Here is a 26,300-nt window from a genome sequence, read left to right on the forward strand (position 1 = left end):
CTGCGGTGTCGTGTTGCGCTGTCGTGCCGCGGACGTCATCCGCTCCGCGCGTCCTCCAGTCGGCGCACGCGCGGGATCACCTCCTCGGCGAAGCGGGCGAGTTCGGGGAGATGCGGGGAGAACTGCAGGAGGAAGGTCGATACTCCCGCGTCGGCGAAGCGGATGAAGCGCTCGGCGACCTGATCCGGGGTGCCGACGAAGCCGGGCCGCAGGCCGCGGTTCGAGACCGAGTAGTCGCGCAGGTCGACCTCGGTGTCGAGCTGCGACTTGCTCACGAAATCCTGGTACGAGGCGTAGCCCTCCGCACTGCCCCGCACATCCGTGATCCGCGCGAGCTCCTCCTCGGCCTCCGCCTCGGTGCCGCGCACGATCGCGTAGCCGGCCATGCCGAAGGCCGCGAACGCCGGGTTTCCCGCCCGCTCGCGCCGATCCCGCAGATCCTGCACCTTGCGCTGCAATTCCTCGACCGTGCCGCCGTGGGTGAGATAGGCGTCGGCGAAGCGAGCGATCGCGTCGCGGCCGGCTTCGCTCTCGCCACCCGCGTAGACACGGGGGACGACGCTCGGCTTCGGTTCGAGGACGGTGCCGTCGAGCGTGTAGTGCGCGCCCGAGTAGCTGAAGGGCGTCTCCGTCCAGAGCCCGCGCAGCACGTCGACGAACTCGATCGACCGGGCGTAACGGTCGTCGTGTGCGGTGAAGACGCCGCCGTACTGGCGGGCCTCCTCCTCCCACCAGGCCGAGACGACGTTGAGCGTGAGGCGTCCGCCGCTGATCTCGTCGATCGTGCTGGCCTGCTTCGCCGTCAGCGCGGGGTTGTGGAAGCCGGGGCGGATCGCGACCAGCAGCTCGAGACTGCGCGTGACCGCCGCGAGCGCCGCGACCACGCTCCAGGCATCGAGCGCCGGCGCGTTCGGCCCCTTGATGTCGTTCAGGTTCAGCTCGGGCACGAGGGTGAGGTCGAAGCCGCCGTCCTCCGCGGCGCGCGCGATCTCGGCGAGGTGGGAGAAGCTCGACGGCGTCGCCTCATCCTCGACGTTGCGCAGCCAGCCGCCGAAGATCGGCGTCCAGTAGCCGAACCGGATGCGCGACGGACCCGGCCGGCTGGTCATCGGGCGTCCTCCGCACGGGCGGAGACGGCACCGTCCGCGGCGTCGAGGGCGCGCCCGAGGTCCCGGAGCAGATCGTCGACGCTCTCGATGCCGACGGAGAGCCGCACGAGATCGTCGGGCACCGCGAGCTCGGTGCCCTGAAGGGAGGCGTGGGTCATCGCGTGCGGATAGTTGGCGAGCGACTCGACGCCGCCGAGCGACTCGGCGAGCTGGAAGAGCCCGGCCGACTCGGTGAAGCGCCGAGCGGCGTCCGAGCTGCCGAGGGAGACGGAGACGATCCCCCCGAAACCGGCCGCGAGCTGACGCCTGGCGAGTTCGTGATCCGGATGGGAGGCGAGCCCCGGGTAGTGGACGGCCGCGACCCGACCCGACGCCTCGAGGAACCGCGCGACGGCGAGGGCGTTCTCGCTGTGCCGCTGCACGCGCACCCCGAGGGTCTTGATTCCGCGGCTCGTCAGCCAGGCGTCGAGGGGACCCGAGACGGATCCGGTGGAGTTCTGCACGAAGCGCAGGCGCTCGGCCAGCTCGTCGTCGTTCAGCACGATCGCGCCGCCGATCACGTCCGAGTGCCCGCCGAGGTACTTGGTCGCGGAGTGCACGACCGCGTCCGCGCCGAGGGCGAGCGGCTGCTGCAGCGCGGGAGTGGCGAAGGTGTTGTCGACGACCGCGAGGGCGCCGAACTCGTGGGCGAGGGACGAGAGCGCCGCGATGTCGCTGACGCGCAGCAGCGGGTTGCTGGGCGTCTCGATCCAGAGCACCTTCGCCGGGGAGGCCGACAGCTCGGCGCGCACCGCGTCGAGGTCGGTCGTGTCGACCACCCGCACCGCGATCCCCCAGGGCTCGAGCACCCGGGCGAGCAGACGGTAGGTGCCGCCGTAGAGGTCGTTGCCGGTGAGCACCTCGTCGCCGGGGCGGAGCACGGTGCGCAGGAGCGCGTCCTCCGCGGCGAGACCGGAGGGGAACGAGAGGCCGTGCGCCCCGCGTTCGATACCGGCGAGCTGCTGCTCGAGCGCCGTGCGCGTCGGGTTGGCGCTGCGACTGTATTCGTAGCCGCCGCGGAGATCGCCGATGCTGCGCTGGACGAAGGTGGAGGAGAGGTAGACGGGCGGGATCACCGCGCCCGTGGTGGGGTCGAAGGCCTGGCCCGCATGGATGGCGAGGCTGTCGAAACCGGCCGGGCCGGACGGCTCATCGTGCGCTGAGTGGGTCATGGTGTTCCTTTGCTCTCTGTGCTCTGCAGTTCTCTGTGTTCCGCGCTCTCGGTGTCCGGTCGTCTGCGGCGCCGCGGGCGCGCCGCGCTCCAGGGGTCGTGCGCCGGCCTCCCGGTCCGCTCGGTCAGGTGTCGAAGCCGTGCTCGGCGAGCCAGGCGTCGTCGAAGACCTTGGAGAGGTAGCCGCGCCCGCCGTCCGGCAGCAGCACCACCACCACGGCTTCCGCGGGCAGCGAGCGGGCGGCGCGCAGCGCGCCGGCGACCGCCATGCCGCTGGATCCGCCCACGAGCAGCCCCTCCTCCCTGGCGAGGCGCCGGGTGATCGCGAACGCCTCGGCGTCGCCCACGCGCTGCAGTTCGTCGACGACGCTCGGATCGTAGGCCCCGGGCCAGAAGTCCTCGCCCACTCCCTCCAGCAGGTAGCCGTGCACGGGCCCGCCGGAGTAGATCGAGCCGACGGGATCCACGCCGACGATCCGCACGCCCCCCTCGGAGGCCTCCTTGAGGTAGCGCCCGGTGCCGCTGATCGTGCCGCCGGTGCCGATGCCCGCGACGAAGTGGGTGATCCTGCCCTCGGTGTCGGCCCAGATCTCCGGGCCGGTGCTCTCGTAGTGGCTGCGCGGTCCATTCGGGTTCTCGTACTGGTTCGGCTTGTACGCGCCGGGGATCTCATCGACCAGCCGGTCGGAGACGCGGTAATAGGATCGCGGATCCTCCGGCGTCACGTCGGTCGGGGTGACCACGACCTCGGCCCCGTAGGCGCGGAGCACGGCGCGCTTGTCCTCGGCGACCTTGTCGGGCACCACGAACACGCAGCGGTAGCCGCGCTGCTGCGCGACGAGCGCCAGACCCACGCCCGTGTTTCCGCTGGTGGGTTCGACGATGGTTCCGCCGGGCCGCAGGAGTCCCTCCCGCTCGGCCGCGTCGATGAGGCCGACGGCGATGCGATCCTTCGCGGACTCGCCGGGGTTGAAGTACTCGACCTTGGCGAGCACGGTGGCCTCGACGCCCGAGGCGATGCGGCCGAGGCGGATGAGCGGGGTGCCGCCGATCGTATCGACGATGCTCGATGCGTAGCGCATGGTTTCCTTCACGGGAAGCGGATGGGAGCGGCCCGGGCGATGCGCCCGGCAGCGGCACCGGCGGGGAGTGCCGCGCTGCGGCGGTGCGATGGGGAGTGCGACGATGCGCTAGCTCGAGGCGCGCGCAGCGTCGCGCTGCTGCTTGGCCAGCTCCCGGTTCCGCCGGTTGCGGTAGCGTGCCGACGCCGCTGCGGCGCCGCAGCTGGTACACCAGCGTCGGCGGCCCGGCCGCGAGTTGTCGGCGAAGTAGAACTCGCAGCTCTCCTCCTCGCACTTGCGGATACGGTTCTGCAGCGGGCCCGAGAGCAGGTCGATCAGATCGCGCGCGATCACGGAGAGCACCTCGTCCGGCCGCTGCATGAGGGCGCGTTTGAGGGTGCGCCCGTCGTCGTCGATCTGCGGGGGCGGGGGCGGGGTCAACGCGAAACGGTTGATCACGGCGAGGGAGTCGAGGGGAGGCGTCGTCTCTTCCACCTTCGCGCGGATGACGCGGTAGGCGTGCTCGCGGAGTTCCTGCATCTCGCGCAGATCGCCCTCGGTGGCCGCGGGCGGGCACACCACCCGGGCCTTGCCGAGCCAGCACAGCCACTGGGCGGAATCGACGATGCGCTCGATCCGCCGGCCCTCCCACTCCCCCAGCGTCGCGATGAAGTCCAGGCTGAGCCGGCCGCTGCGCAGCTGCAGCTTCAGGTCCTTCGCCGTCGGCACGGCGCCGTTCGGCTCCGGAAGCCCGCGGGCGTTCGTGTCGGCGGTATCGTCGAGAGCCTGAGGGTTCGCTGCTGTGGTCATGGCTTCTCGTTCGTCCCGGCGCCCGACGGCGTCTTTCCCACGATCCTACTGTCCATCCGCATCCGTGCTCTCGATCGGCTTCGGGCGCTCATGCCTCAGGCGCCGACCAGGGCCGAGGCCTCGCGGCCGACGGTCAGCCCGGAGAAGAACTCCACGAGGGCCCGGGTGCCGGGCCGTTCCGCCTGGACCTCGACGCCCGGGTTGTAATTGGTGTTGGTGTTGATGTCGTAGGTGACGAGCCGCCCGTCGACGGTCTCGATGAACTCGATGCCCGCGATCTCGATACCGGCATCGGCGAGGAACTCCTCGTAGCGGGCGATGATCGGGTGCTCGGCGATGTCCTCGCGGAGCGAGAACCTGCTCTTCTCGGGTGCCTGCTCGTCGCCGGGAACCGCGGGGCACAGCTCGAAGCTGCCCTCCGACGTGTCGACGCGCACGGCGTAGAGGAACTCCCCGCCGACGAACTCGGCGCGGGTCACGAAGGGCGCCGCGCTCGGCAGATACTCCTGGATGAGCGTGATGCCGTCGATCGGCTCCTCGAAGTCGTCGAGCGTCGACACGTAGTACTCGAGCTCCCCGTGACTGTCGAGCCGTCGCACGCTGAAGCCCTTGCCGCCCTGGTTGTGCTTGACGATGAAGGGCGCCGGGAAGGTGCGGGCCGCGGACGTCAGCCCGCTCCGCCCGAACACGGCGGTGGTGCGGGGCACGTCGAAGCCGTGGCGCTGCAGGAGCAGGTGCTGATGCGCCTTGCTCACCTCGAGGTCGAGCACGGCCCGCCCCCCGACCACCCGCCGGCCGGCATCCTCCAGCCAGGCGAGCAGGGAGCGGCCGTACTCCTTCGCGTGCGCGTTGCCCCGGGTGTGCGCGGACGCGCTGAGGCGCGACCAGAAGACGCCCTGGGGCGGCTCCGAGGAGAGATCGATCTCGCCCGCCGCGCGCTCGTCGAGCACCCACTCGCGCACCTCGATGCCCTCGCGCTCGAACGCCTCGGCCACCGGAGCGAACCACTCCGGGTTTTCATGGATCACATACAGCGGCAAGTGATGAGTCATAGGCATAACGCTATCAGGACCTCACGCACCGGGCTACTGCACTATCGACGCCACTTAATAGCGCGTAACTTGATGAAATACTCGGTCGTATTCGTCCTCGGCGTCATGCGTTTATCCCATACTCGTTTCATCAACCTCATCGCAGCTCCATCGAGGTGATCGCTCTGACCCCTCACCGAACCCCCGCGAAAGGCGCTCCTCCGAAATGACCAGGCCCCCCATCTACAACGGCTTCCTCCACCTCACCCCGAACCATCACAGTCACGGGTACTGGCGCACCCCGGAAGGCCAGGTGCAGTACGGCTACAAGGATCTGCAGCCCTACATCGACGTGGTGAAGACGCTCGAGCGCGGGAAGCTCGACGCGCTGTTCATCGCGGACGTCGTGGGCGTCTACGATCTGGAGTACGGGGACGGCACCGCGACCATTCGGGCGGGGTCGCAGTTCCCCGGGAACGATCCCGCGTCGATCGTGTCGGCCCTCGGATACGTGACCGAGCACCTCGGGATCGCGATCACCAGCAATATCATCCAGGACCACCCGTTCTCGTTCGCCCGACGTCTCTCCACGCTCGATCACTACACGCACGGCCGGATCGCCTGGAACATCGTCACCTCGTATCTGAGCAACGGCTTCCGCAACTTCGGCTACGACACCATCGCACCGCATGCCGACAGATACGTCTGGGCGCAGGAATACCTCGACGTCACGTACAAGCTCTGGGAGCACTCCTGGGACGACGAGGCCGTCGTGCACGATCCCGGCACCGGGGTCCTCTTCGATCCGGAACGGATCCGCACGATCGACCATGTCGGCGAGCGCTACCGCGTCCAGGGACCGCATCTCGTCGAGCCGTCTCCGCAAAGATCTCCAGTGCTCTTCCAGGCCGGAAACTCGACGGCCGGACGGGCCTTCGCCGCACGCAATGCCGAGGTCACGTTCCTCCCATCGTTCACCCCGGACGCCGCACGGAACGACATCGCCGCGCTGAATCAGCAGGTCGTCGAGTTCGGACGCGAACCGGGAGCCGTCAAGACGATCGTCCAGCTCTCCACGGTGATCGGCTCGACCGAGGAGGAAGCCCTGCGCAAGCAGCAGTATCTGCGGGACAATATCGACTTCGACGGACTCGTGGGGTTCTACAGCGGCGGCAGCGGTGTCGACTTCACCTCCGTCGATCCGGAGACGCCGCTCTCCGAGCTCAAGGACCGTATAGCGCTCGGCGACCACGTGCGATCGATCTTCCGCGCCATCGTCGACGCCGATCTCGGCGAGGGGAGGGATCTGACCTGGCGCGAATACCTGATCGACCACGCGCTGCTGCCGGGAAAATTCGCCGGCACTCCGGAGCAGATCGCGGATCATGTCCGGGAGTGGGTGGACGCGGGCGTCGACGGATTCAACGTCGTCCCGATCACGACACTCGGTTGGTGGGACGAATGGGTCGACCACGTCGTCCCCGTCCTGCGTTCACGCGGTCTCGCGCAGGAGGAGTACGCGCCCGGCACCCTGCGTCAGAAGCTGTTCGGCGCCGGGGATCGTCTGCCCGAGTCGCACTACGGTCGCCAGCCGAGCCTTCGACCAGCAGCAGGCGTCTGAGATTCGTCGCGAGAGGACTGATGAACGTGACCACCACACCCCCCACCGGTAGCGACCGCGTCGCCCGCGCACTCGAGCGGTATCGGGATGTCCTCGGCGCCATCTCCGACGCCGCCGCCGCGCAGGAGGCCCGACGAGAGCTGCCGTACGCGCACGTGCGCGAGCTCGCCGCGCGCGGGTTCGGAGCCCTGCGGCTGCCCGAGGAGCTCGGCGGAGCAGGCCTCAGCCCCTCAGAGTTCAGCCGTGTGCTGGTAGGACTCGGGACGGCGGACTCCAACTACGTCCAGTTGTTCCGCTCACACTTCATCTATGTGGAGGCGCTGCTGACCGCTCCCGCCTCGGCGCAGCGGGACCGCTGGATCGGAGAGGTCGCCAAAGGCGCTCTGCTCGGAGGAGCGGCAACGGAGCGAGGCGCGACGAACAGCGATCGTTTCTCGACCAGCGTCACCACCGCACCCGACGGGCGGCGACTCTTGAACGGGACGAAGTTCTACAGCACCGGTTCACTCTACGCCGACTGGGTGGCCACCATCGCCGAAGACGAGTCGAGCGGAGAAGTGGTTCACGTCGTCGTGCGCAGCGGGGCCGAAGGCGTCGACCTCCTGGACGACTGGGACGGATTCGGGCAACGACTGACCGCGAGCGGAACCAGCCGGTTCACCGATGTCGAGATCGAGTCGGACTGGCAACTTCCGGAGACCATCGCCCTCGACAGCTACGCCACATCCTGGGCTCAGCAGTTCCATCTCGCCGCACTCGCCGGCATCGCCCGTGACGCTCACCGCCGGGTGACCGGATACGTGCGCGAACGCCGCCGTTACTTCTCCCAGGGCCGCGGTGAGCTTCCGAAGGACGATCCGGTGGTGCAGGCGGTCATCGGAGAGACGAGCTCAGCGGCCTACCTGGCCGAGACTCTGACGGAGCAGATCGGCGCGGAGCTCGACGGCCTGTTCGACGCGATCATCACCCGCACCGTTTCACCCGAACTCGAGGATCATATCGAATTGCAGGTGTATCGCGCGCAGTATCTCGTCGTGCGGGCCGTGTTGGATGCCACCACCCGCCTGTTCGATGTCGGAGGGGCCTCCGCGCTCTCCGGAGCGCAGGGCTGGGATCGCTTCTGGCGCAATGCCCGCACCCTGGCGAGCCATAACCCGATCCCCTACCGGCTCACGGCACTCGGAGACTACGAGCTCAATGGCCGGTCGCCGTTCCGCGCCTGGTTCAGCGGAACGGATCTGAGCAAGCGGACCGCCGCATGAGGCCGAGCAGCCCCGACACCGCCGGGTTCTCCGTCCGGAAACGTTCCATCTCGATGCACAGAAAAGGAAGCCCAATGAAGAAGTCCAGAACCGTCGCCTCGTTCGGCCTGATACTCGGCGCCGGCCTGCTCCTCGCCGCATGCTCCTCGGACGCCGCCGCGGAGATCGGTGAAACCCAGGGCGACACGAGTGTGAAGCTCGCCGTCGTCGTCGCCAATTCGAATCCGTGGAACACGGAGTACGGCGAGTCATTCCAGGCTGCGGCCGAGCAGCTCGGCGCGACGGATGTGCGTGTCCTCAACGCGAACGGAGACGCACAGAAACAGAGCGAGCAGATCGATTCACTGCTCAATGCCGGGTACAAGGGCATCGGCCTGAACCTGGCCGCGCCCAATACCGCGGAGCTGTCGAAGAAGTTCGCGGCCAATGACGCGTACTTCGCCAACATCTTCCAGAACGAGGACTGGAAGACCGTATGGGACGCGGACGAGGACCGGCAGGTCAGCTACGTCTCCCCGAACTACTATCAGTCGGCGACCGACGCGGTCGACTACCTCGCCGATGCGCTCGACGGAGAACAGACCGAGATCATAGCTCTGGCCGGCAACCAAAGCCCCTACACCATCTCGAATCAGGCGTACCTCGGACTGGTGGACGGACTGGAGAAGTATCCCAATCTCGAGCTCGTCGGCAACGTCGACACCGAGTGGACCGCCGAGACGGGGCAGCAGAAGGTGGCGGATCTCCTCGCCGCCAATCCGAACGCCGGCGCCTTCTTCGCTACCGATGCGGCGGACGTCGAGGGCGCCGTCGCGGCGATCCGCGCGATCGGCAAGGAGCCGGGAAAGGATGTGCTGATCGTCTCGGCGCACGCCGCGGGAACGGTGGTGCCCCAGTACATCCAGCAAGGGCTCGTCCTGGCCGGAGCAGCCATGCCCGGCGCCTGGACCGGCTACCATCAGGCCGCCCTGCTGTTCGACGCGCTGAATGGAGAGTTCCCCGATGACGGCCTGCGGCAGCTGGAACTCACCCTGCCGCTGATCACGGCGGAAAACGTCGACGACTACCTCGCCCGCTACGACCGGCCGATCTCCGAGCAGCTCAGCGCGCGTCTCATCTCTCAGGTCTATTCCGGAGACGACTGGGACTACCAGGCGATCTATTCGCCGATCGCCGAGCTGCCGCACCTGTGGCCGGTCTCGGAGGAGCCGGAGGGATACGCGGAGAACGCCACGTTCGTGGAGCTGCGCGACTCAGGCGCTCTCGATGAGGCGCAGCAGACGCTCGATGCGCACAATCTGATCGATCCCTTCGATCCCGACCCCGACTTCTCCAGCCCGGGCACGTCCGAGGAGGAGTGAGGACCCGAGTGGGCGGTGCTCCGCCCACTCGGACCGCATCCCACCCCCTGAAACGCAGAGGAACCCAGAAGCAATGACGAACCATCCACACTCCGAACTGATCGTTCTGGAGGACATCGGCAAGGAGTTCGGTGGACTCTCGGTGCTGGCCGACGTGTCCCTCACCCTCGTCCCCGGTGAGATCGTGGGGCTCGTCGGAGAGAACGGGGCCGGCAAAAGCACGCTGCTGAACATCCTCTCCGGGGTCTTCCCGCCGTCCCACGGCAGGATCCGTGTCGGCGGGAGGCTCGTCGACATACCGAACTACCGCGCAGCCAACGAGCTCGGGCTCTTCAGGGTGTACCAGGACGTCGCGCTGGTCGAGTCGCGCACGGTCGAGGAGAACCTCCTGCTGGGCTGGGAACGACGGCTCGGCAGACTCGGCGTGATCGACCAGCGTCGCCGCCGCGAATACAGCGTTCGCGCACTCGCGCGCCTCGGACTGCCCGAGTCGCTCTCGGGACGCCTCGTCTCTGATCTCTCGATCAGCGTCAAGCAGACCTTGAGCTTCGCGAAAGTGCTCGCCACCATCGACCTCCTCGAGGTCGAGCACCCCGTGATCTTCCTCGACGAGCCCACGACGAGTCTCGACAAACACGGCGAGGCAACCTTTCTCCGCGTCGTGCGCGAACTCGCGGAGACCCAGTCGGCGAGTATCGTGTTCGTCTCGCATCTGCTCGAGGAGATCCTCGACATCACCAGCCGGGTGCTCGTGCTCAAGGACGGCCGACTCGTCGCCGAAGAGCAGACCTCCGGGCTCACAGAAGACGACCTCCATCGGCTGATGGTCGGGCGAGTACGGTCTGATCGCTACTATCGCGAGGATCTGCAATCGGCCTACCCCGGGACTCCGGGTGCGGAGCCGGTGCGGTCCGGTGCGACGGTCAGCGGACTGCGAATCGATCCGGGAGCGCCCGAGGTCGAGTTCTCCGTAGCGCCCGGCGAAGTGCTCGGCCTCGCCGGGCTGGAGGGCTCGGGGAAGAACGAGATCGGGTCGATCCTTGCCGGCGTGGTCAAGTCGCGGCATCGACTGTCGCTCGACGAGAAGACCGTCAGGTACGACTCCGTCCGCACGGCCGTCGAATCCGGGATCGTCTACCTTCCGCAGGATCGTGCTTCGGCAGGCGTGTTCCCCGAGAAGGATCTCGAGTTCAACCTCATCATAGGTTCGGTCCACGACCGCTATTCTCGACCCTCCGGGATCCTCCGAGGCCGCCTCGCCAAGCAGAGCTCACGGAGACTGCTCGGCGATTTCGGCGTCCGGGCGGTGGGGATCGAGCAGCCCATCAGCGAACTCTCCGGCGGGAACCAGCAGAAGGTGCTCATCGCCCGGTGGCTCCACAGAGAACCCAGACTGGTGATTCTCGATTCCCCGACGCAGGGCGTCGACACCGGCTCGCGGGAGTCGATCTACGAAGCCGTTCGCGCCGCGGCAGGCCGCGGCGCGGCGGTCATCCTCATCAGCGACGATCTCTCCGAGCTGATTGGGCTCAGCGACCGCTTGCTCGTCATCAAGAACAGGGGCGTCGTCGCCGATATCCGTACTCCTCCGCAGGCCAAGCCGCAGGAGGACGAGGTCGTGGCCCACATGTTCTAGCGGTCTGCCTCGCGCAAGCCGAATCGCACACAAGCAAGATGGAGAGAATCAACATGACCACCACCGCTTCCACGCCGGATACCGCTGAAGCCTCCGACCTCCCGGCTCCGGGGACGCGCAGTGAGGAGCTCGGCATACCCGGCGCCGACGGCCCGTCCAACCGGAGACGACGCTTTCCCAGGAGTCTCGTGGTCCGCCTGCTGCCGCCGCTCGTGCTGGCCGGGCTCATCATCTACTTCAGCCTCGCACGCGACACCTTCTTCACTGTGCAGAACTTCGTCTCGATGGGCACGACGGCCGGATACCTGCTCGCCGGTGCGCTCGGTCTGACGCTCGTCGTCCTCGCCGGCAGCATCGACATCTCCGTCGGCGCGACCGTGCTTCTCACCGCGGCGGTCATAGCGATCGCCACCAAGGCGCTCGGCGACAACCTCCTCGTCGCGCTCGCCCTCACGCTCGTCACCGGGGCGCTCATCGGAGCGGCCAACGGGGCGCTGACCGTCGTGGGACGGCTACCATCCTTCATCGTCACGCTGGGCACGCTCTCGCTGTTCACAGGACTCGGGCTGACGCTGCTCAAAGGCCAGTCCGTCTCCTTCGTGGCCCCGAGCCTCCTCGCGCTGGTCAATACCCAACTGGTTCCGGGCATCACGGGTACCTTCCTGATCGGACTGATCCTCTTTGCGATCAGCTGGTTCGTGACTCGCAAGACTCGCTTCGGCCTGTACATCTACTCCCTCGGCGCCAACGAGAAGGCCGCGAATCTCGCCGGAGTGAATGCGAAAGCCGTGCGGTTCTGGTTGTTCGTGATCTCCGCGGTGTTTGCGGCGATCTCCGGACTGCTCCTCGTCTCGGGTCTGCAGGCCGGCGGTCCTACGCTCGGGACCTCCTTCATGCTCGATGCGATCGCGGCGGTCGCCGTAGGCGGCACCTCCCTCGCCGGCGGCTCCGGGGGTGTCGAGCGCACGTTCATCGGCGTGCTCATCCTCACGGTTCTGGCGAGCGGTTTGAACCAGCTCGGCGTGCCGGACTTTACCCAGACCATGATCAAGGGCGCGGTCGTGCTGTTCGCGGCAACACTCACCATCGCAGGACGGAAGGATGCCATTGTCAAATAGCTCTCCGCTCGCCCTCGGCCGAGAACACGCGCAGGAATCTCCGCGCTCGGACCCGGCGAGCCATCCGTCAGAGTCGAGTGTTCCGCGCAGCGCAGACGCGCTTCTCGAGACAGCCGAGGATCTCGCGAGCTCCTTCGCGATCGAGGCGTCCCTGCGCGATCGCGAGCGGGTGTTTCCAGGCGGTGAGCTTCGACAGCTCGAGCAGAGCGGCCTCCTGGCCGCGCGCGTCCCGAAGCGGCTCGCCGGCCCCGAGCACGACTTCTCGGTCGTGGCCCGAGCACTGGTGCGCATCTCGATCGCCGACACCTCACTCGGTCAGCTTCCCGAAAACCACTTCCACCTCGCTGAGAACGCCTTCGTGCTGGGCAACCAACGCCTGCAGCACGAGCTCGCACAGTATCTGCTGCAGGGCGGACGGCTCGGCAACGCGTTCAGCGAGAAGAAGAGGGCGACCAACGACCCGCGCACCGAGCTGACCACGCGGGCGACGAGGTCCGGCGAGGACTACGTGATCACCGGTCGCAAATACTACGCGACCGGAGCACTCACGGCGGGCATCGTCCCCGTCACCGCTGAGTCTCCAGAGGGATCGAAGCTGCTGGCGTTCGTGGATCGCCAGACGGCGGGACTGACGGTCACGGACGACTGGAACTCATTCGGCCAGGTGGGAACGCACAGCGGGAGTGTTCACCTCGACCGCGTCAGGGTGCCCGGGTATCGCGTCATCGCGCCATGGGTGGAGGAGCGGCGAACCTCTCTTGTCGCCATCCTCCTGCACACGGCCGTGAACGTGGGGGCGGCCGCCGCGAATCTCTCGGAAGCTCGAGCGGTGCTGAGAACCGAGCCCCGCACCTGGCTGGGGAACGGCGCCACGGAGGATCCCCTCGTTCTCCGACAGCTGGGAGACCTGTACGCCCGAGTGCTCGCGGTCGAGACGCTGTACCTGAGCGCGGCCGAGGCCCTCGACCGCGCCATCGGATCCGGCCTCGACGACCACTATGCGGAGGCGGAGCGGCGCGTCTTCGCCGCTTCGGGTCTGAGCGGCGAGACGGCGGTGCGCGCAGCCGACGAGATATTCGAGTTCGGCGGAGCCAGCTCGACCGATCGATCCCGGAATCTCAGCCGCTTCTGGAGGAACGCGCGCACGCATTCCCTGCATTTTCCGACGCGCATCGCCCTGCTGAACGCCGGCCGCGGCTATCTCCTGGAAACAGCGGCGCGAACGGGAAGGACGGGGCAGACGACGTGACGGAGCAGGGCACCGACCACCTCCCCGTCCCCCCGAACTACGACTGGGACGGCTACGGCTTCGAGACCCGCCAGGTGCACGCCGGCGAGTTCGAGGAGTCGGACTTCGGCTCGCGCGTGCCGCCGATCTACCTGACGGCCGCCTACCGCTTCGACTCCTTCCAGCAGAGCTGGGATCGTTTCGCGGGCGCCGACGACGGGCAGCTGTACACCCGGAATCTGGGCCCGACCCAGGCGGTCGCGGAGCGACGGATCGCCTCGCTCGAGGGCGGAGCCGGCGCGATCGCGGTGGGCTCCGGGCAGGCGGCCATCGCGTCGACGATGATCGGCCTGGTGGCGGCCGGCGAGCGGTTCGTCTCCACGGCGAGCATCTACAGCGGCACCCGGCTGCTCTTCGACCGCACGCTCGGGGGCGTCGGCGTCGGCGTGGACTACGTCTGGGACTGCACCGACGAGGCCGAATGGGATCGACTGATCCGGCCAGAGACGAAGGCGATCTTCACCGAGAGCATCCCGAATCCGAAGAACGACGTGGTGGATCTTCCGTTCGTCGCCCGGATCGCGCAGCGCCACGGCCTGCCGCTGATCGTCGACAACACCATCGCCACGCCGTTCCTCGTGCGCCCCATCGAGCACGGAGCGAACGTCGTCGTGCACTCGGCGACCAAGTTCCTCACCGGTCAGGGCGCCGCGCTCTCCGGGGTGATCGTCGACGGCGGCAACTTCGACTGGGCCGGCGCCCCGCGCCGCTACCCGGCGATCACCGACGCCCCGGCCCCGGGAGCACCGTCGATCCTCGAGGCGCGGGGGTCGCACGCGCTCGAGTACCACCTGCGGTGGGCGCCGGTCAACGATCTGGGCCCCTCCCTCTCCCCCGTCAACGCCTTCCTGCTGCAGCAGGGGATCGAGACGCTCTCGCTGCGCCTGGAACGGCACCTCTCGAACAGCGTACGGATCGCGCAGTGGCTCTCGGAGCACCCGACGGTGCGCGGCGTCGACTACGCCGCCCTCCCCGGGAATCCGTTCCATCAGGTCGCGCAGCGCGTGCTCGACGGCCCGCCCGGCTCGGTGTTCGCCTTCACGCTGCGCGGCGGCCGGCGCGCGGCCGAGGTCTTCTTCGACTCCCTCCGCGTGTTCAGCCGCATGACCAACATCGGCGACGTGCGATCCATGGCTCTGCATCCCGCGACCACCACGCACCTCTCCTTCGACCAGGAGACGAGGGATCGGCTCGGGATCGACGACGGCCTCATCCGTCTCTCCGTGGGCATCGAGACGGTCGACGATCTCATCGCCGACCTCGACGCCGCACTCGCCGCCGCCGCGCGCATCCGCCCGCGCGGACCCGTCAGGTGAGCCGCTCGAAGATCATCGTCGCCCGGATGCGATCGCGGCCGCCGAACCCGCTCTCCCTAACGGATGCGGATCCCTGCCGCAAGCCCCCTCGCCGACGGCGCCCCTCCGGATAGGCTCGGCCGCAATCGTCGGAAGACGAGCACGCGAATCGGCGAAGGAGACTGAGAGTCATGGTTCAGGAGCGACCCCGCGAGGTTCCGCAGCAGCCGCGTCCGGAGGAGAACGATCCTCCGCGCTCCGGACGCGATCCGCGGGAGCCGACGAGCACGGCGCCCGCCTCGGTCGAGGAGTCCGTCTACGACGAGGCCGAGCACGCCGGAGCCTCCGGGCCCGATGAGGCCGATCCGCCGAGAGCGGCCGGGAAGAGCGACGCCGCGGAGGATCCCGATGTCGGATCGGTCGCGGATCTCGACCCGGACGAGGCGGCCGACATCCTCGAGACCCGCGAGGAGGCGCGCAGAGTCAAGGACGGCAGGGAGGAGGATCGCAGGGACGAGGATCTCATCTCGCTCGACGGGACCGACTGAGGCCCGACGTCCGCTCGGCGCGACCCTCGGCTCGCCGTTGCGCGGACCCGACCCGCCACGGCAGCGACTCGACCATTAATACAGCAGGAACTGGGCGGTTCCATCGCCGTCCACGTCGCCGATCGCCACGCGCAGATGGTAGGAGGCGCCGTCCGCCGGGACGGGGTCGCGGTCGACGTCGCAGGTCTCGGAGCCGGACCGGGTACGATCCCAGGAGATCGGCTCGGTCGTCAGCTTCTGGCCCGCTTCCAGGATCACCATCCGCTGGTCGGGGTTCTTCTGGCAGTCGGTCGAACGCCAGACCTCGTCGGAGCCGCTGGTGATCTCGAACGTCATCGACGCGGTACCGAGATCCGCGGAGCACGCCCGTTCGCCCGTGTTCTCGACCGCCAGCGAGAGCTCGGGGAGCTCGCCCTCGGCGTAGCTCTCCCGATCCGTCGACGGCGTCACCCTGAGCTGACCGGAGATGCACGCGGCCGGCTCCTCGCCGCTCTTCTCCGCGTCCTCGGCCTGCTCGGAGGCGACGAGATCCTCCGGCACGGCGACGTCCTCGCCCGCCGCGGGAACACCGGTCGAGCCCGGCTTGACGATGATCAGGACGATCGCCGCGACGACCGCGAGCAGACCGAGCAGCACCAGGATCCGGCGCCTGATGTAGACGCCGCGGCTCTTCGGCCCCACTGGATCCTTCCAACCCGACATGCCCCCAGGGTAACCCCGGAAGGCATCGGATCCGCTTCAACATGCGCACCGAGCCGCACATACGTCTCGGCGCGCCGAAGCCGCCCGCGGCCTCGGCTCAGGGTCGCAGCCGCTTCAGCATTCGCGTGTTCCCGAGCGTATTGGGCTTCACCCTCGCGAGGTCGAGGAACTCTGCCACACCCTCGTCGTGGGAGCGCAGCAGCTCCGCGTACACGTCTGCGGCGACGAGCCGCTCGTCCTCCCCGACCGCTTCGAAGCCGTGCCGTTCGAAGAAGTCCACCTCGAAGGTCAGGCAGAAGAGCTGATCGAGTCCGAGCTCCCCGGCGCGGTGCTCGAGGGCTTCGAGCAGCCGATGGCCGACGCCGCGCCCGAGCCACCCCTCCGAGACGCCGAGCGTGCGCACCTCGCCCAGCTGTTCCCACATCACGTGCACCGCCCCGTAGCCGATCACCCGGTCCTCGCGGTCGACGGCCACCAGGAACTCCGGCACCGCGCCGTAGAGCTCCACCAGATCCATGCCGCGAAGGATCCGCCTCGCCACCAGGGGCTCCATCAGCTCCACCATCGCGGTCACATCGCGGGTGCGCGCCGCCCGCACGCGGACGGCCCCGACCTCGGTTTCAGTCATGGAGAGAGTCTAGTGGCGCGCCCGCTCGCAGCCGCGCGGTGCGCCGAACAGCGGCCGGGCCGAAGTCTCCCGTCCGTCAGCGGTCGCTGCGGGAGACTTCGGCCCGGCTGTGAGAGGCGCTACTCGGTGGTGCCGGTGGTCGGCGCGGTCGAGGCTACGGCCGCGGCGGCCGAGGCCGAACTCGCGGAGTGGTTCTTCGACCGGCCCGCCGTCTCGAAGGTGAACTCGCCGTCGACGAAGTCGACCGAGACCGTATCGCCGGCCAGCAGCTCCGCGCCGAGGATCCGCTCGGAGAGCCGATCCTCGAGTTCGTGCTGCACCGCGCGGCGCAGCGGGCGGGCGCCGAGCGACGGCTCGTAGCCGATCTCCGAGAGCCGCTCCCTGGCGGCCTGAGACACCTCGATGTGGATGTCGCGGTCGAGCAGCCGCTCGCGCAGCGCCTTGAGGAAGAGATCCACGATCTGCAGCAGCTCCGGCTTGCTGAGCTGCGGGAACACGATCGTGTCGTCGACGCGGTTGAGGAACTCGGGCTTGAAGTGCTTCTTCAGCTCCTCGTTGACCTTGCCCTTCATCAGCTCGTAGCCGACCTGCGTGTCGCCCTCCACCTGGAAGCCGACCGGACCGCCCGCGATGCCCTTCGAACCGAGGTTCGTGGTCATGATGATGACGGTGTTCTTGAAGTCGACCACGCGCCCCTGGCCGTCGGTCAGGCGACCCTCCTCGAGGATCTGCAGCAGCGAGTTGAAGATGTCGGGGTGGGCCTTCTCGATCTCGTCGAACAGCACGACCGAGAACGGCCGGCGGCGCACCTTCTCGGTGAGCTGACCGCCCTCCTCGAAGCCGACGAAGCCGGGGGGCGCGCCGAAGAGGCGCGACACCGTGTGCTTCTCGCCGTACTCGCTCATGTCGAGCGAGATCAGGGCGTCCTCGTCGTCGAACAGGAACTCGGCGAGCGCCTTCGCGAGCTCGGTCTTGCCGACGCCCGTGGGGCCGGCGAAGATGAACGACCCGGAGGGGCGCTTGGGATCCTTCAGGCCGGCGCGCTGGCGGCGGATCGTCTTGGCCAGGGCCGAGATCGCCTCGTTCTGGCCGATGACCCGCTGGTGCAGGGCCTCCTCCATGAAGCGCAGGCGCGAGGTCTCCTCCTCGGTCAGCTTGAAGACGGGGATGCCCGTGGCCTGTGCCAGCACCTCGGCGATCAGCCCCTCGTCGACCTCGGCGTTCGTCGCCACATCGCCCTTGCGCCACTGCTTCTCGAGCCGCAGCCGCTCGGCGATCAGCTTCTTCTCCTCGTCGCGCAGGCTCGCGGCCTTCTCGAAGTCCTGATCCTCGATCGCCTGCTCCTTGCTGGCACGGACCACGGCGATCTTCTCGTCGAACTCGCGCAGCTCGGGCGGGCTGGAGAGGATCGAGAGGCGCAGCCGGGCGCCGGCCTCGTCGATCAGATCGATGGCCTTGTCCGGCAGGAAGCGGTCCTGCACGTAGCGGTCGGCCAGGTTGACCGCCGCCACGATGGCGCCGTCGGTGATCGAGACCTTGTGGTGCGCCTCGTAGCGGTCGCGCAGGCCCTTGAGGATGTTGATGGCGTGCGGCAGCGAGGGCTCGTTCACCATCACCGACTGGAAGCGGCGCTCGAGCGCGGCGTCCTTCTCGAAGTGCTTGCGGAACTCGTCGAGCGTGGTCGCGCCGATCGTCTGCAGCTCGCCGCGGGCGAGCATCGGCTTGAGGATGTTCGCCGCGTCGATCGCGCCCTCGGCCGCGCCGGCGCCGACCAGCGTGTGGATCTCGTCGATGAAGATGATGATGTCGCCGCGGTTGCGGATCTCCTTGGTGACCTTCTTCAGCCGCTCCTCGAAGTCGCCGCGGTACCGGCTGCCCGCGATCAGCGACGAGAGGTCGAGGATGTAGACCTGCTTGTCCTTCAGCGTCTCGGGCACCTCGCCCTTGACGATCGCCTGGGCCAGGCCCTCGACGACCGCCGTCTTGCCGACGCCCGGCTCACCGATCAGCACGGGGTTGTTCTTCGAACGGCGGGAGAGGATCTGCATCACCCGCTCGACCTCTTTCTCACGGCCGATCACCGGGTCGAGCTTGCCCTCGCGGGCGGCCTGGGTGAGGTTGCGCCCGAACTGATCGAGCACCTGCGAGCCCTTGGCGTCGCCGCCCGCGGCCTCGCTGCCTCCGACCTTCACCGCTTCCTTGCCCGCCTGGTATCCACTGAGCAGCTGGATGACCGTCTGGCGGACGCGGTTCAGGTCGGCGCCGAGCTTGACGAGCACCTGCGCCGCGACGCCCTCGCCCTCGCGCAGCAGGCCGAGCAGGATGTGCTCGGTGCCGATGTAGTTGTGGCCGAGCTGCAGCGCCTCGCGGAGGCTCAGTTCGAGCACCTTCTTGGCGCGCGGGGTGAACGGGATGTGCCCGCTCGGCGGCTGCTGTCCCGTGCCGATGATGTCTGTGACCTGCTCGCGCACGGCGTCGAGCGAGATGTCGAGCTGCTCGAGCGCCTTCGCGGCCACGCCCTCGCCCTCGTGGATGAGGCCGAGCAGGATGTGCTCGGTGCCGATGTAGTTGTGGTTGAGCATCTTCGCCTCTTCCTGGGCGAGTACGACCACCCGGCGGGCGCGATCCGTGAATCTCTCGAACATCTTCTTCCTCCTGAGGCCGCTCGTGGGGGTATCGCGCGACCGATACCAACAGACTACGCACCGCGGGCGGTTTCCGGTCGCGTGTTCGTGCTCGGCGTAACGGCCTTCGGCGCATGGTCCGCTGAGAACGTGATCGGCGGGCGGACTGCGCCGAAACGCGACTACGGCATCTTCTCCGGCGGTTCCTCCTGCTTTCTTCAGCCTTTCGAGCGCCGCGTGCTTGACGGTCGTCGCCGGATCTCACATACTTATCGATAAACAATAATATCGATATTCGATAATCACTGCTCGACGTCCTCGGAGGTCCCCATGAACACGGAATCCGTCCGAGACCGACCGCGCGGCGGCCGGATTCTCGCCGCCGCCATCGTGCTCGCCGTCGGTTCGATGCTGCTGCTCGCCTCGCTGCTCGCAGCGATCCCGATGCTCCTGAACCACTTCGCAGACATGTGGAACGGATTCGGGGATATCTCCACCTTCCGTCTCCCCTTCGACCAGGACCCCGACACGCCCGACCCGGCATCGACGGCGACCTACTCGGGCGTGCTGCTCTCGAGCGCGCAGCCGCTGACGCTCCCGCGGATCCTGCAGCTCGGGCACACCGCCCTCACCCTGCTGGTGGTCATCGCCGGCAGTCTCGCCGCGATCCTGCTGGCGATACGCCTGCTCCAGCGGAGGCCCTTCGCCCGCCACCTGCGCTGGAGCCTCATCGTCTTCGGCCTGCTGGTCGTGGTGCTGGCCACCGTCGGCCCCCAGCTCGACGCCCTCGCGGTCGATGTCGCCGCGAAGGAGCTCGGCTACCCGATCTATCAGGACGTGAGCACGGGTGAGCTGACCGCCGCGACACCGGACTCGATCATGCTCAACCTCTGGGACCCGATCTGGGTCGTCGGCAGATTCGAGCTGATCCTGCTCCTCGTGGGGGGCACGGTCGCCCTCATCGGATTCCTCGTCTCCGACGGCGAACGGCTCCAGCGCGACAGCGAGGGGCTGGTGTGAGCCCCGCCGAGCCCGAGGACGGACACGCGGTCCGCTGCCGGCTGGACGAGATGCTCGCCGCGCGGGGGATGACGCTCACCCAGTTGAGCGAGCTCGTCGGCGTGAGCCTCGTCAACCTCTCCGTCCTCAAGAACGACCGCGCCAGGGCGATCCGCTTCTCGACGCTGACCGCGATCTGCCGAGCGCTCGACTGCTCGGTGGGCGAGTTGCTGGTGCTCCGGGACTGAGCGGCTCCCTCCGGGCACTCTTGCGGCTTCCCTGCGCTCTTGCGCCTCCCTGCGCTCTGCACTTCCCTGCGCTCTGCACTTCCCTGCGCTCTTGCACCTCCACGCACCCTGGCCCGTCAGCTCGGGCTGAGATTACAGCTCAGGCTGATGCTTCTGCGCAGAAGTCTCCTCCCGACCTGCGGGATCTTCCCGAAGTGCGGGGCCCTCCCGCCGACCGCGCCCGGCTCGGCCCTCACATCGCCCCAGAAACACCCGCATGACGACGAGTTGTCCACAGTTCTCCGCGTGGGATCCTCGAACCGGAACAGTTGAGGCAGGCTTCGTGCATGGATCTCTCGACGGCGCTGCACCGCTCGGGCGGAGTGGCTCGCTCCGCTGCACTCAGCGAAACGGGCGTGCGGAGAGCCGACATCGAGCGAGCGCTCCGCACCGGGGCGGTCATCCGCCCCAGGCGGGGCTGGCTGGCGCTGGCGGAGGCGGACCCCGAGCTCATCGGAGCCGCTCGGTACTCGGTCGTGCTCAGCTGCGTCACCCAGGCCAGGCGCCTCGGGCTCTGGGTCTTGGAAGAACCGCTTCGTCACGTCGCGGCACGCACGCCGACGTCCCGCGCTGAGGCAGAGGGGTGCGTGATCCACTGGGGTGCTCCCACCGTGCCGCGAGCCCCCTGGACGCTGGAGGATCCGCTCGAGAACCTACTCGGATACGCCGCCGCCTGCCTGAGCTACGAGGCCGCGCGAGCCGTCTGGGAGTCCGCGCTCAACAAGCGGCTGATCACGCTGGATCGGCTGCGCAGCCTGCCGTACCGGGGACGGGCGCGACGTCTCGCATTCGAGACGTCGCCATTCTCGGACTCCGGATTGGAAACGCTCGTGCTCTCCCGGCTGCGCTGGCTCAGGGTCAGGGTGATTCCACAGGCCTGGGTGCACGGCCACCGCGTCGACTTTCTCATCGGCGAACGCCTGATCCTCCAGATCGACGGACGCGATCACGTCGGCCGCAGGAGGACCAGCGACAACCGGCACGATTCGTCACTCGCACTGAACGGCTACTACGTGATCCGCGTCGGCTACGAACAAGTCGTCGATGATTGGCCCGCCGTGCAGCACGAGGTCATGACGGCCATCGCCCAGGGCCGCCACCTCGTGCGGCGCACGTGCGCTTCGGGAGGAGTTCGCAGTTCAGGCTGAGGTTCTGACGGAGAGAATCAGCCCGAGCTGCGGAATCAGCCCGACGAGAAGCCAGGCCCTAACCTAGAGGGGTGACGCTCTCCCAGCACCTCTCCGGCCGCCGGAGCATCGCCATCGTGCGGCACGGCGAGACCGACTGGAATCTCGCCCGGCGGATCCAGGGCCGCACGGAGGTGCCGCTCAACGCGACGGGACGCGAACAGGCCCGAACCGCGGCCCGGCTGCTCGCCGCCGGCCCGGGGTGGAGCGGACTGAGCTCGTCCCCCATGCTGCGCGCCATCGAGACGGCCGAGATCCTCTCCGGCGCCCTCGGCCTCGGCGATCCGTATATCGACCACGCCCTGTGGGAGCGGGACTTCGGCCCGGCGGAGGGCCTGCTCGTGGCGGAGGCCGAACGCCGCTGGCCGGGCCTCGACATCCCGGGCGCCGAGACCCTCGACGCGCTCGCCGAGCGCGCGGCGGCGGGCCTGCTGCGCACCCTCGAGGAGGCCCCGGGAACGGTGGTGGTCGCGCACGGCGCGCTGATCCGCTCCGGACTGACCAGGATCGGGGGCGCCCCGCTGCCGCGCATCCTGAACTGCGAGGTGTGGATCCTGAGCCGGGACGGCGGATCCGCGCCGCGGCTCGCTCGCCTCGAGCCCGCCGCCGTGTGACGGACCCGGGCTCCAGCGAGGCCGGGCTACTGCAGTGCCGAGGTCAGGCGCGCGAGACCGTCGAGCAGCTGCGAGCGGAGCGGCTGCTTGCGCCATTCGTCGTGGGTCAGCTCGCGGGAGTTGGCGTGGTAGTGCTCCACCACCCGGTCGAGATCGCTCACGAAGCTCTCGCCGTGCACGACCATCGACACCTCCATGTTCAGGCTGAAGGAGCGCTGATCCATGTTCGAGGAGCCGACCACCGCCACCCGGTCGTCGATCGTGAAGTGCTTGGAATGCAGGATGTAGGGCGGCCGGTACATGAAGATCCGCACCCCGGCGGTCAGCAACTCCTCGTAATAGGAGCGCTGCGCATGGTAGACGACGGCCTGGTCGCCTATCTCTGAGACGAACAGCTCCACGTAGACCCCGCGCGAGGTGGCGGCGCGGAGCGCGTGCATGATGGCGCCGTCCGGCACGAAGTACGGACTGGTGATGCTGATCCGGTGCTTCGCCGTGTAGAGCAGGGAGAGGAAGACCTGCAGGTTGTTCTCGGTGCCGAAGCCCGGGCCGCTCGGCAGCACCTGGCAGTCGAGATCGCCGGGAGTGGCGGCGCTGAGCCGGTCGTGCAGCAGATGCGTCAGCCCCTGACCGGTCTCGACGTACCAGTCGCTCAGGAACACCGCCTCGAGGCCGAGCGCCGCCGGACCCTCGACGCGGACCATCAGATCCCGCCAGTGCAGGCCGCGCCGCTGATTCGACGGCTTGTTGTAGCTGGAGTCGACGAGGTTCTGCGACCCCATGAACCCGATCTCGCCGTCGATCACCACGATCTTGCGGTGGTTGCGGAGGTCTGGTCGCTGCCACTGCCCGCGCCACGGGCGCACCGGCAGCATGTAGGCCCAGTGCACACCGATCTCGTCCAGCTTGCGCCGGGTGCGCTTCGTGCCCGGATTGCGGACGGCCGACACGTGGTCGAGCAGCACGCGGACCTCGATCCCCCGGGAGACCGCCTCGCCCATCGCCGCGAACACGTCCTCGGTGCTCGCGTCGAGGACGAGGATGTAGAACTCGACGTGCACGTAGCGCCGGGCGCCGCGGATCGCGGAGGCGATCTGCGCGAACGACTCCTCGTAGTCGATGCAGATGCCGGCCGCGTTTCCGCGCACCATGGGTTGAGCGCCGAGCGAGCGCCCGAGCACGACGGCGTTGCCGATGCCCGGGGGCAGCGACTCCAGGTAGGTGCCGAGCACCGCCTCCTCGCGGTCGGCGACATCGCCGATGATCCGGGTCGCCTCGGCCTGCTGCCGACGGCGCCTCTTCGGGAGGCGGTTGCCGCCGATCAGCAGGAAGAGCAGCAGGCCGGGTACCGGCAGCAGGAAGATCGCCATGAGCCAGGCCATGCCGGCGGTGGGGCGCCGGTTGCGCGGCACCACGAAGAGTGCGACGATGCGGATGACGTTGTCGACCACCCAGACGAGCGTGGTCCAGGCCCAAGGCCAGTTGATGCCGTCCCAGAACCCGGCGTCTTCCGACTGCGCGGCGAGCAGATCGCCCGCGGCGAGCAGGAAGGACGACATGGCCACGGCCTCGCTCACCGCTCACCCGCACCGAAGACGGCGCTCGAGGCGCTTGAGCCGTTCGGGCGCATGATATCGCGACGCACGCCTAGTAGCGTACACGTTTCGCGCGGACCGGGCCGCTCGGAGCGACGCGTCGCGTCACGGCAGTCGCCGAAGCCGCCCCGGCTCCGAGCCGAACGGAGCGAACGCGGTGCGGGATCCCGGAGCCCCGCGGAGCGTGACCGCGAGCGGGGTCAGGAGGCCGCGCCGTCCTCGCGGGCGGGAAGCCCCAATCGCTCGCGCTCCTCCGCCTCCATCTCGCGATAGATGCGGCGCTCATTGCGGTCGGCGCGCAGTATCGTGCGAATGACGAAGGCGAAGAAGATCCCGATGATCACGGTCGGCGTGATCGACCAGATCGCGTTCACCCACCAGTTGTCCATGCGACGAGTCTATCCCTCGGCGACGGTGACGAATGGGAGAACCCGGGAAGCCTGGATCACGTCCTGCGGAGCCGGGGCACCCGTACTTCCGATGCGCGCGTCATTCGACTGGCATCACTCGCCTGGTTTAGGCGAGCAAGCTCGCTCTCCGCCCGGTGGTGGAGCTGGCGCGACAGTGCTCGAACCTTGCCCCGTCGCTACAGCGAGTTGTCTTGATGCACCCGATGATCCGTCGTCGGCCCACGCCAACGACGACTTCTTCCGACTTTGCTCAGCACCTGCCGTCGCCTGTCCCTCGGTTGACGGAGGCAAGGCTGGACGAGGCGGAGCACCGCTACAAGACCAGAGAGACACTGAGCCGGATCGCGGATGACCTCGGCGTGAGCCGACAGCGGCTCGCAGATCGTCTGCGTGAACGCGGCGTCTCAATTCGCGGAAAGAGGCCGTCAGGGGCACAGGTGCTAGAGATGGTCCGGCGCTACGAGCAGGGCGAGTCCTTGGTGGCGGTCGGCGCGCGGGTAGGTTTCGATGCGAGCACCGTGCGCACGCACCTGCGACGGGCTGGCGTCCCCATGCGGGACACCCACAGTCGAGACCGGTAGGCGGTAGCCCTCGCCAACGCTTCGGGTCCCATCGCCGCTTCGCCCCGTCGGCGCCGCGACGGCTCTGGGTCTGCGACGTGACCTATGTCGCGACGTGGTGCCGGTTCGCTTACGTCGCGTTCGTCACCGACGTCTACTCGAGACGCATTGTCGGATGGAGCATCGCGGCGACGCTGCGATTCGAGATCCTCCCACTCCAAGCACTCGACATGGCCACGGGGGCGCCGGCGAACGCCTCGATGGGCTGATCCGTCAGCGCGATCCCTGGCGGACCGTCGAGCAGGTCGAGTTGGCAGCCCTCGAGCGGGCGTGGTGGTGGAACAGCTCCCACCTCCACGGCGACCTCGACGTGCGCACCCCTATCGAGATCGAAACCGCGTACTACGCTGACCTCGAATCAGCCCGTCCAGCACCTGCCGGACAAGGCTCCCGATAGCAACGAAAGCCAGGCCGATTCGATGAGCTCTCCAGTCACAGGATCGATCGTCTCGGTCGTGTCCATCACGGCCTGTTCCTTTCGATCAGGCCGACCCAGAAACACCGAAGATCAGTCCCGTTATCGGCGCTCAGTGTCGTCGTGTGCTGACCGGTCGGGACAGGTCGACGTGGATCGAGGATCTCCGGCTTGGACGGGTCGGGTCGTAGCGGAGCTCGTACCGATCCCCGACGCCGGGCTTCACTCGGTCCCACGTCGGTATCGAGGCCCGGTGCCATCGGTCCCGGCCATCCTGGTCCTCGAACTTCAGGGTAGCCCGCCAGCGGTCGATGCTGTTGATCGTCTCGATGTCAACCTTCGTCACTGTGGCGATCGCGACGACTCCGTTCGTGCGCGCCCAGGCCTGCCGGTCGCGGTGCCGGGCGAGCAGCCCGGCGGAGACCGGTTTGATCAGCAGTACCAGCGCGCCGGACACGGTCAGCAGGATCGGCGGGCCCGCGTCGACAGGTCCGGAGAACGTCGCCGCGAGAGCTCCCAGGCCGAGGCCCAGCAGCGTCCAGCCGAACGCGGGGACGACGGCCCAGGCCTCTCCACCACCGCTGCGATGCCGCGCATAGCCGTCGACCAGGCCCGCGATGAGCACGGGCCAGATGGCGACCGTCGTGGTGTTCTCGGCGAGCCGCACGATCGGCTCGGCGACGCCGTCGACGCCGATCAGCCATTCTGCTCCCGCCCAGGACGCCCATCGGGCGCCGGCGAAGTACAGCGCGTTCGACCATCCGGTCACCAGCGCGGTCAGGAACACCACGACCCACAGTGCGATCGAGATCACGCGCAGGGCGAGGGCATTGCGCCACCAGCGCAGATCCGGGTCTACCGTGCTCACG

Annotated in this window: 23 protein-coding genes and 1 pseudogene; 13 read left to right on the plus strand and 11 right to left on the minus strand. The window is 68.3% G+C overall.

Annotation, left to right across the window (positions count from 1 at the left end; all coding sequences use genetic code 11):
* Nucleotides 1–35: 35 nt before the first annotated feature.
* The 5 genes from J4H92_RS14220 to J4H92_RS14240 form a co-directional block, all read right to left on the minus strand.
* The gene (locus J4H92_RS14220) at nucleotides 36–1,109 is read right to left on the minus strand and encodes an LLM class flavin-dependent oxidoreductase (RefSeq protein WP_243752413.1); all 1,074 of its coding nucleotides are present in this window, start codon (nucleotides 1,107–1,109) and stop codon (nucleotides 36–38) included.
* Nucleotides 1,106–2,320, minus strand: a complete 1,215-nt coding sequence (locus J4H92_RS14225) for a cystathionine gamma-synthase (protein ID WP_208098850.1) — start codon at nucleotides 2,318–2,320, stop codon at nucleotides 1,106–1,108. Before J4H92_RS14225 ends, J4H92_RS14220 begins: the two co-directional genes overlap by 4 nt.
* A 124-nt stretch (nucleotides 2,321–2,444) precedes the next feature.
* Nucleotides 2,445–3,401 (minus strand): pyridoxal-phosphate dependent enzyme, encoded by a 957-nt coding sequence (locus tag J4H92_RS14230; RefSeq protein WP_208098851.1) that lies wholly within the window; start codon nucleotides 3,399–3,401, stop codon nucleotides 2,445–2,447.
* 108 nt (nucleotides 3,402–3,509) lie between these two features.
* The gene (locus tag J4H92_RS14235; protein ID WP_208098852.1) at nucleotides 3,510–4,190 is read right to left on the minus strand and encodes a CGNR zinc finger domain-containing protein; all 681 of its coding nucleotides are present in this window, start codon (nucleotides 4,188–4,190) and stop codon (nucleotides 3,510–3,512) included.
* Between the two features lie 95 nt (nucleotides 4,191–4,285).
* Nucleotides 4,286–5,242, minus strand: a complete 957-nt coding sequence (locus J4H92_RS14240) for an ATP-grasp domain-containing protein (protein ID WP_208098853.1) — start codon at nucleotides 5,240–5,242, stop codon at nucleotides 4,286–4,288.
* A gap of 205 nt (nucleotides 5,243–5,447) precedes the next feature.
* Between J4H92_RS14240 and J4H92_RS14245 the strand changes: the two genes are divergently transcribed.
* From J4H92_RS14245 to J4H92_RS14280, 8 genes are all read left to right on the plus strand, one after another.
* Nucleotides 5,448–6,842 (plus strand): NtaA/DmoA family FMN-dependent monooxygenase, encoded by a 1,395-nt coding sequence (locus J4H92_RS14245; RefSeq protein WP_208098854.1) that lies wholly within the window; start codon nucleotides 5,448–5,450, stop codon nucleotides 6,840–6,842.
* Nucleotides 6,843–6,868: 26 nt separating this feature from the next.
* A complete protein-coding gene (locus tag J4H92_RS14250) occupies nucleotides 6,869–8,104 on the plus strand; it encodes an acyl-CoA dehydrogenase family protein (protein ID WP_208098855.1) in 1,236 nt (411 codons plus the stop codon).
* A gap of 74 nt (nucleotides 8,105–8,178) precedes the next feature.
* A complete protein-coding gene (locus tag J4H92_RS14255; RefSeq protein ID WP_208098856.1) occupies nucleotides 8,179–9,465 on the plus strand; it encodes a sugar ABC transporter substrate-binding protein in 1,287 nt (428 codons plus the stop codon).
* Between the two features lie 73 nt (nucleotides 9,466–9,538).
* A complete protein-coding gene (locus tag J4H92_RS14260) occupies nucleotides 9,539–11,101 on the plus strand; it encodes a sugar ABC transporter ATP-binding protein (protein ID WP_208098857.1) in 1,563 nt (520 codons plus the stop codon).
* Between the two features lie 53 nt (nucleotides 11,102–11,154).
* The gene (locus J4H92_RS14265; RefSeq protein ID WP_208098858.1) at nucleotides 11,155–12,219 is read left to right on the plus strand and encodes an ABC transporter permease; all 1,065 of its coding nucleotides are present in this window, start codon (nucleotides 11,155–11,157) and stop codon (nucleotides 12,217–12,219) included.
* Complete coding sequence (locus tag J4H92_RS14270; protein WP_208098859.1) at nucleotides 12,209–13,468, plus strand: acyl-CoA dehydrogenase family protein; 1,260 nt, start codon at nucleotides 12,209–12,211, stop codon at nucleotides 13,466–13,468. Before J4H92_RS14265 ends, J4H92_RS14270 begins: the two co-directional genes overlap by 11 nt.
* Nucleotides 13,465–14,823, plus strand: coding sequence for an O-acetylhomoserine aminocarboxypropyltransferase/cysteine synthase family protein (locus J4H92_RS14275; RefSeq protein WP_341783122.1), 1,359 nt, complete (start codon nucleotides 13,465–13,467; stop codon nucleotides 14,821–14,823). Before J4H92_RS14270 ends, J4H92_RS14275 begins: the two co-directional genes overlap by 4 nt.
* A gap of 170 nt (nucleotides 14,824–14,993) precedes the next feature.
* Entirely contained in the window at nucleotides 14,994–15,350 is a 357-nt protein-coding gene (locus J4H92_RS14280; protein ID WP_208098860.1) for a hypothetical protein, read from the plus strand.
* A 75-nt stretch (nucleotides 15,351–15,425) separates the two neighbouring features.
* On the opposite strand, the gene J4H92_RS14285 is transcribed toward J4H92_RS14280, so the two are convergent.
* The 3 genes from J4H92_RS14285 to J4H92_RS14295 form a co-directional block, all read right to left on the minus strand.
* Nucleotides 15,426–16,052, minus strand: a complete 627-nt coding sequence (locus tag J4H92_RS14285; RefSeq protein WP_208098861.1) for a hypothetical protein — start codon at nucleotides 16,050–16,052, stop codon at nucleotides 15,426–15,428.
* 97 nt (nucleotides 16,053–16,149) lie between these two features.
* Nucleotides 16,150–16,680: an amino-acid N-acetyltransferase gene (locus J4H92_RS14290; RefSeq protein ID WP_208098862.1), complete on the minus strand. Its 531-nt coding sequence runs from the start codon at nucleotides 16,678–16,680 to the stop codon at nucleotides 16,150–16,152.
* A gap of 119 nt (nucleotides 16,681–16,799) precedes the next feature.
* Entirely contained in the window at nucleotides 16,800–19,325 is a 2,526-nt protein-coding gene (locus tag J4H92_RS14295) for an ATP-dependent Clp protease ATP-binding subunit (protein WP_208098863.1), read from the minus strand.
* A 309-nt stretch (nucleotides 19,326–19,634) separates the two neighbouring features.
* Between J4H92_RS14295 and J4H92_RS14300 the strand changes: the two genes are divergently transcribed.
* The 4 genes from J4H92_RS14300 to J4H92_RS14315 all read left to right on the plus strand — a co-directional run bounded on the left by J4H92_RS14300 (nucleotide 19,635) and on the right by J4H92_RS14315 (nucleotide 22,391).
* Nucleotides 19,635–20,324: a hypothetical protein gene (locus J4H92_RS14300; RefSeq protein WP_208098864.1), complete on the plus strand. Its 690-nt coding sequence runs from the start codon at nucleotides 19,635–19,637 to the stop codon at nucleotides 20,322–20,324.
* On the plus strand, nucleotides 20,321–20,551 hold the full coding sequence (locus tag J4H92_RS14305; protein ID WP_341783123.1) for a helix-turn-helix domain-containing protein: 231 nt from the start codon (nucleotides 20,321–20,323) through the stop codon (nucleotides 20,549–20,551). The genes J4H92_RS14300 and J4H92_RS14305 overlap by 4 nt, the downstream gene beginning before the upstream one ends.
* Nucleotides 20,552–20,877: 326 nt before the next feature.
* A complete protein-coding gene (locus J4H92_RS14310) occupies nucleotides 20,878–21,738 on the plus strand; it encodes a DUF559 domain-containing protein (RefSeq protein WP_208098865.1) in 861 nt (286 codons plus the stop codon).
* A 71-nt stretch (nucleotides 21,739–21,809) separates the two neighbouring features.
* A complete protein-coding gene (locus tag J4H92_RS14315; protein ID WP_208098866.1) occupies nucleotides 21,810–22,391 on the plus strand; it encodes a histidine phosphatase family protein in 582 nt (193 codons plus the stop codon).
* A gap of 26 nt (nucleotides 22,392–22,417) precedes the next feature.
* Here the strand turns inward: J4H92_RS14315 and cls are convergent, their stop codons facing one another.
* Together cls and J4H92_RS14325 are read right to left on the minus strand one after the other, a co-directional pair.
* Nucleotides 22,418–23,968 carry a cardiolipin synthase gene (gene cls / locus J4H92_RS14320; protein WP_424960875.1) on the minus strand — a complete coding sequence of 517 codons (1,551 nt, stop codon included), beginning with the start codon at nucleotides 23,966–23,968 and terminating at the stop codon, nucleotides 22,418–22,420.
* 218 nt (nucleotides 23,969–24,186) lie between these two features.
* The gene (locus tag J4H92_RS14325) at nucleotides 24,187–24,375 is read right to left on the minus strand and encodes a hypothetical protein (RefSeq protein ID WP_208098867.1); all 189 of its coding nucleotides are present in this window, start codon (nucleotides 24,373–24,375) and stop codon (nucleotides 24,187–24,189) included.
* Between the two features lie 661 nt (nucleotides 24,376–25,036).
* Between J4H92_RS14325 and J4H92_RS15865 the strand changes: the two are divergent.
* A pseudogene (locus J4H92_RS15865) lies at nucleotides 25,037–25,225 on the plus strand (DDE-type integrase/transposase/recombinase); the annotation flags it as partial.
* A gap of 318 nt (nucleotides 25,226–25,543) precedes the next feature.
* On the opposite strand, the gene J4H92_RS14335 reads toward J4H92_RS15865, so the two are convergent.
* Complete coding sequence (locus J4H92_RS14335; protein ID WP_208098869.1) at nucleotides 25,544–26,299, minus strand: DUF3592 domain-containing protein; 756 nt, start codon at nucleotides 26,297–26,299, stop codon at nucleotides 25,544–25,546.
* Nucleotide 26,300 lies beyond the last annotated feature (1 nt).

The sequence above is a fragment of the Leucobacter weissii genome (assembly GCF_017565745.1).
Classification (GTDB): Bacteria; Actinomycetota; Actinomycetes; order Actinomycetales; family Microbacteriaceae; genus Leucobacter; species Leucobacter weissii.

Bases quoted from the DNA above. Each gene is read 5' to 3' on its own strand.
- J4H92_RS14325 (WP_208098867.1), bottom strand. From the start codon at position 24,375: ATGGACAACTGGTGGGTGAACGCGATCTGGTCGATCACGCCGACCGTG.
- J4H92_RS14310 (WP_208098865.1), top strand. From the start codon at position 20,878: ATGGATCTCTCGACGGCGCTGCACCGCTCGGGCGGAGTGGCTCGCTCC.
- J4H92_RS14230 (WP_208098851.1), bottom strand. From the start codon at position 3,401: ATGCGCTACGCATCGAGCATCGTCGATACGATCGGCGGCACCCCGCTC.
- J4H92_RS14285 (WP_208098861.1), bottom strand. From the start codon at position 16,052: ATGTCGGGTTGGAAGGATCCAGTGGGGCCGAAGAGCCGCGGCGTCTAC.
- J4H92_RS14235 (WP_208098852.1), bottom strand. From the start codon at position 4,190: ATGACCACAGCAGCGAACCCTCAGGCTCTCGACGATACCGCCGACACG.
- J4H92_RS14225 (WP_208098850.1), bottom strand. From the start codon at position 2,320: ATGACCCACTCAGCGCACGATGAGCCGTCCGGCCCGGCCGGTTTCGAC.
- J4H92_RS14300 (WP_208098864.1), top strand. From the start codon at position 19,635: ATGAACACGGAATCCGTCCGAGACCGACCGCGCGGCGGCCGGATTCTC.
- J4H92_RS14220 (WP_243752413.1), bottom strand. From the start codon at position 1,109: ATGACCAGCCGGCCGGGTCCGTCGCGCATCCGGTTCGGCTACTGGACG.
- J4H92_RS14260 (WP_208098857.1), top strand. From the start codon at position 9,539: ATGACGAACCATCCACACTCCGAACTGATCGTTCTGGAGGACATCGGC.
- J4H92_RS14255 (WP_208098856.1), top strand. From the start codon at position 8,179: ATGAAGAAGTCCAGAACCGTCGCCTCGTTCGGCCTGATACTCGGCGCC.
- J4H92_RS14280 (WP_208098860.1), top strand. From the start codon at position 14,994: ATGGTTCAGGAGCGACCCCGCGAGGTTCCGCAGCAGCCGCGTCCGGAG.
- J4H92_RS14245 (WP_208098854.1), top strand. From the start codon at position 5,448: ATGACCAGGCCCCCCATCTACAACGGCTTCCTCCACCTCACCCCGAAC.
- J4H92_RS14290 (WP_208098862.1), bottom strand. From the start codon at position 16,680: ATGACTGAAACCGAGGTCGGGGCCGTCCGCGTGCGGGCGGCGCGCACC.
- J4H92_RS14265 (WP_208098858.1), top strand. From the start codon at position 11,155: ATGACCACCACCGCTTCCACGCCGGATACCGCTGAAGCCTCCGACCTC.
- J4H92_RS14240 (WP_208098853.1), bottom strand. From the start codon at position 5,242: ATGACTCATCACTTGCCGCTGTATGTGATCCATGAAAACCCGGAGTGG.
- J4H92_RS14295 (WP_208098863.1), bottom strand. From the start codon at position 19,325: ATGTTCGAGAGATTCACGGATCGCGCCCGCCGGGTGGTCGTACTCGCC.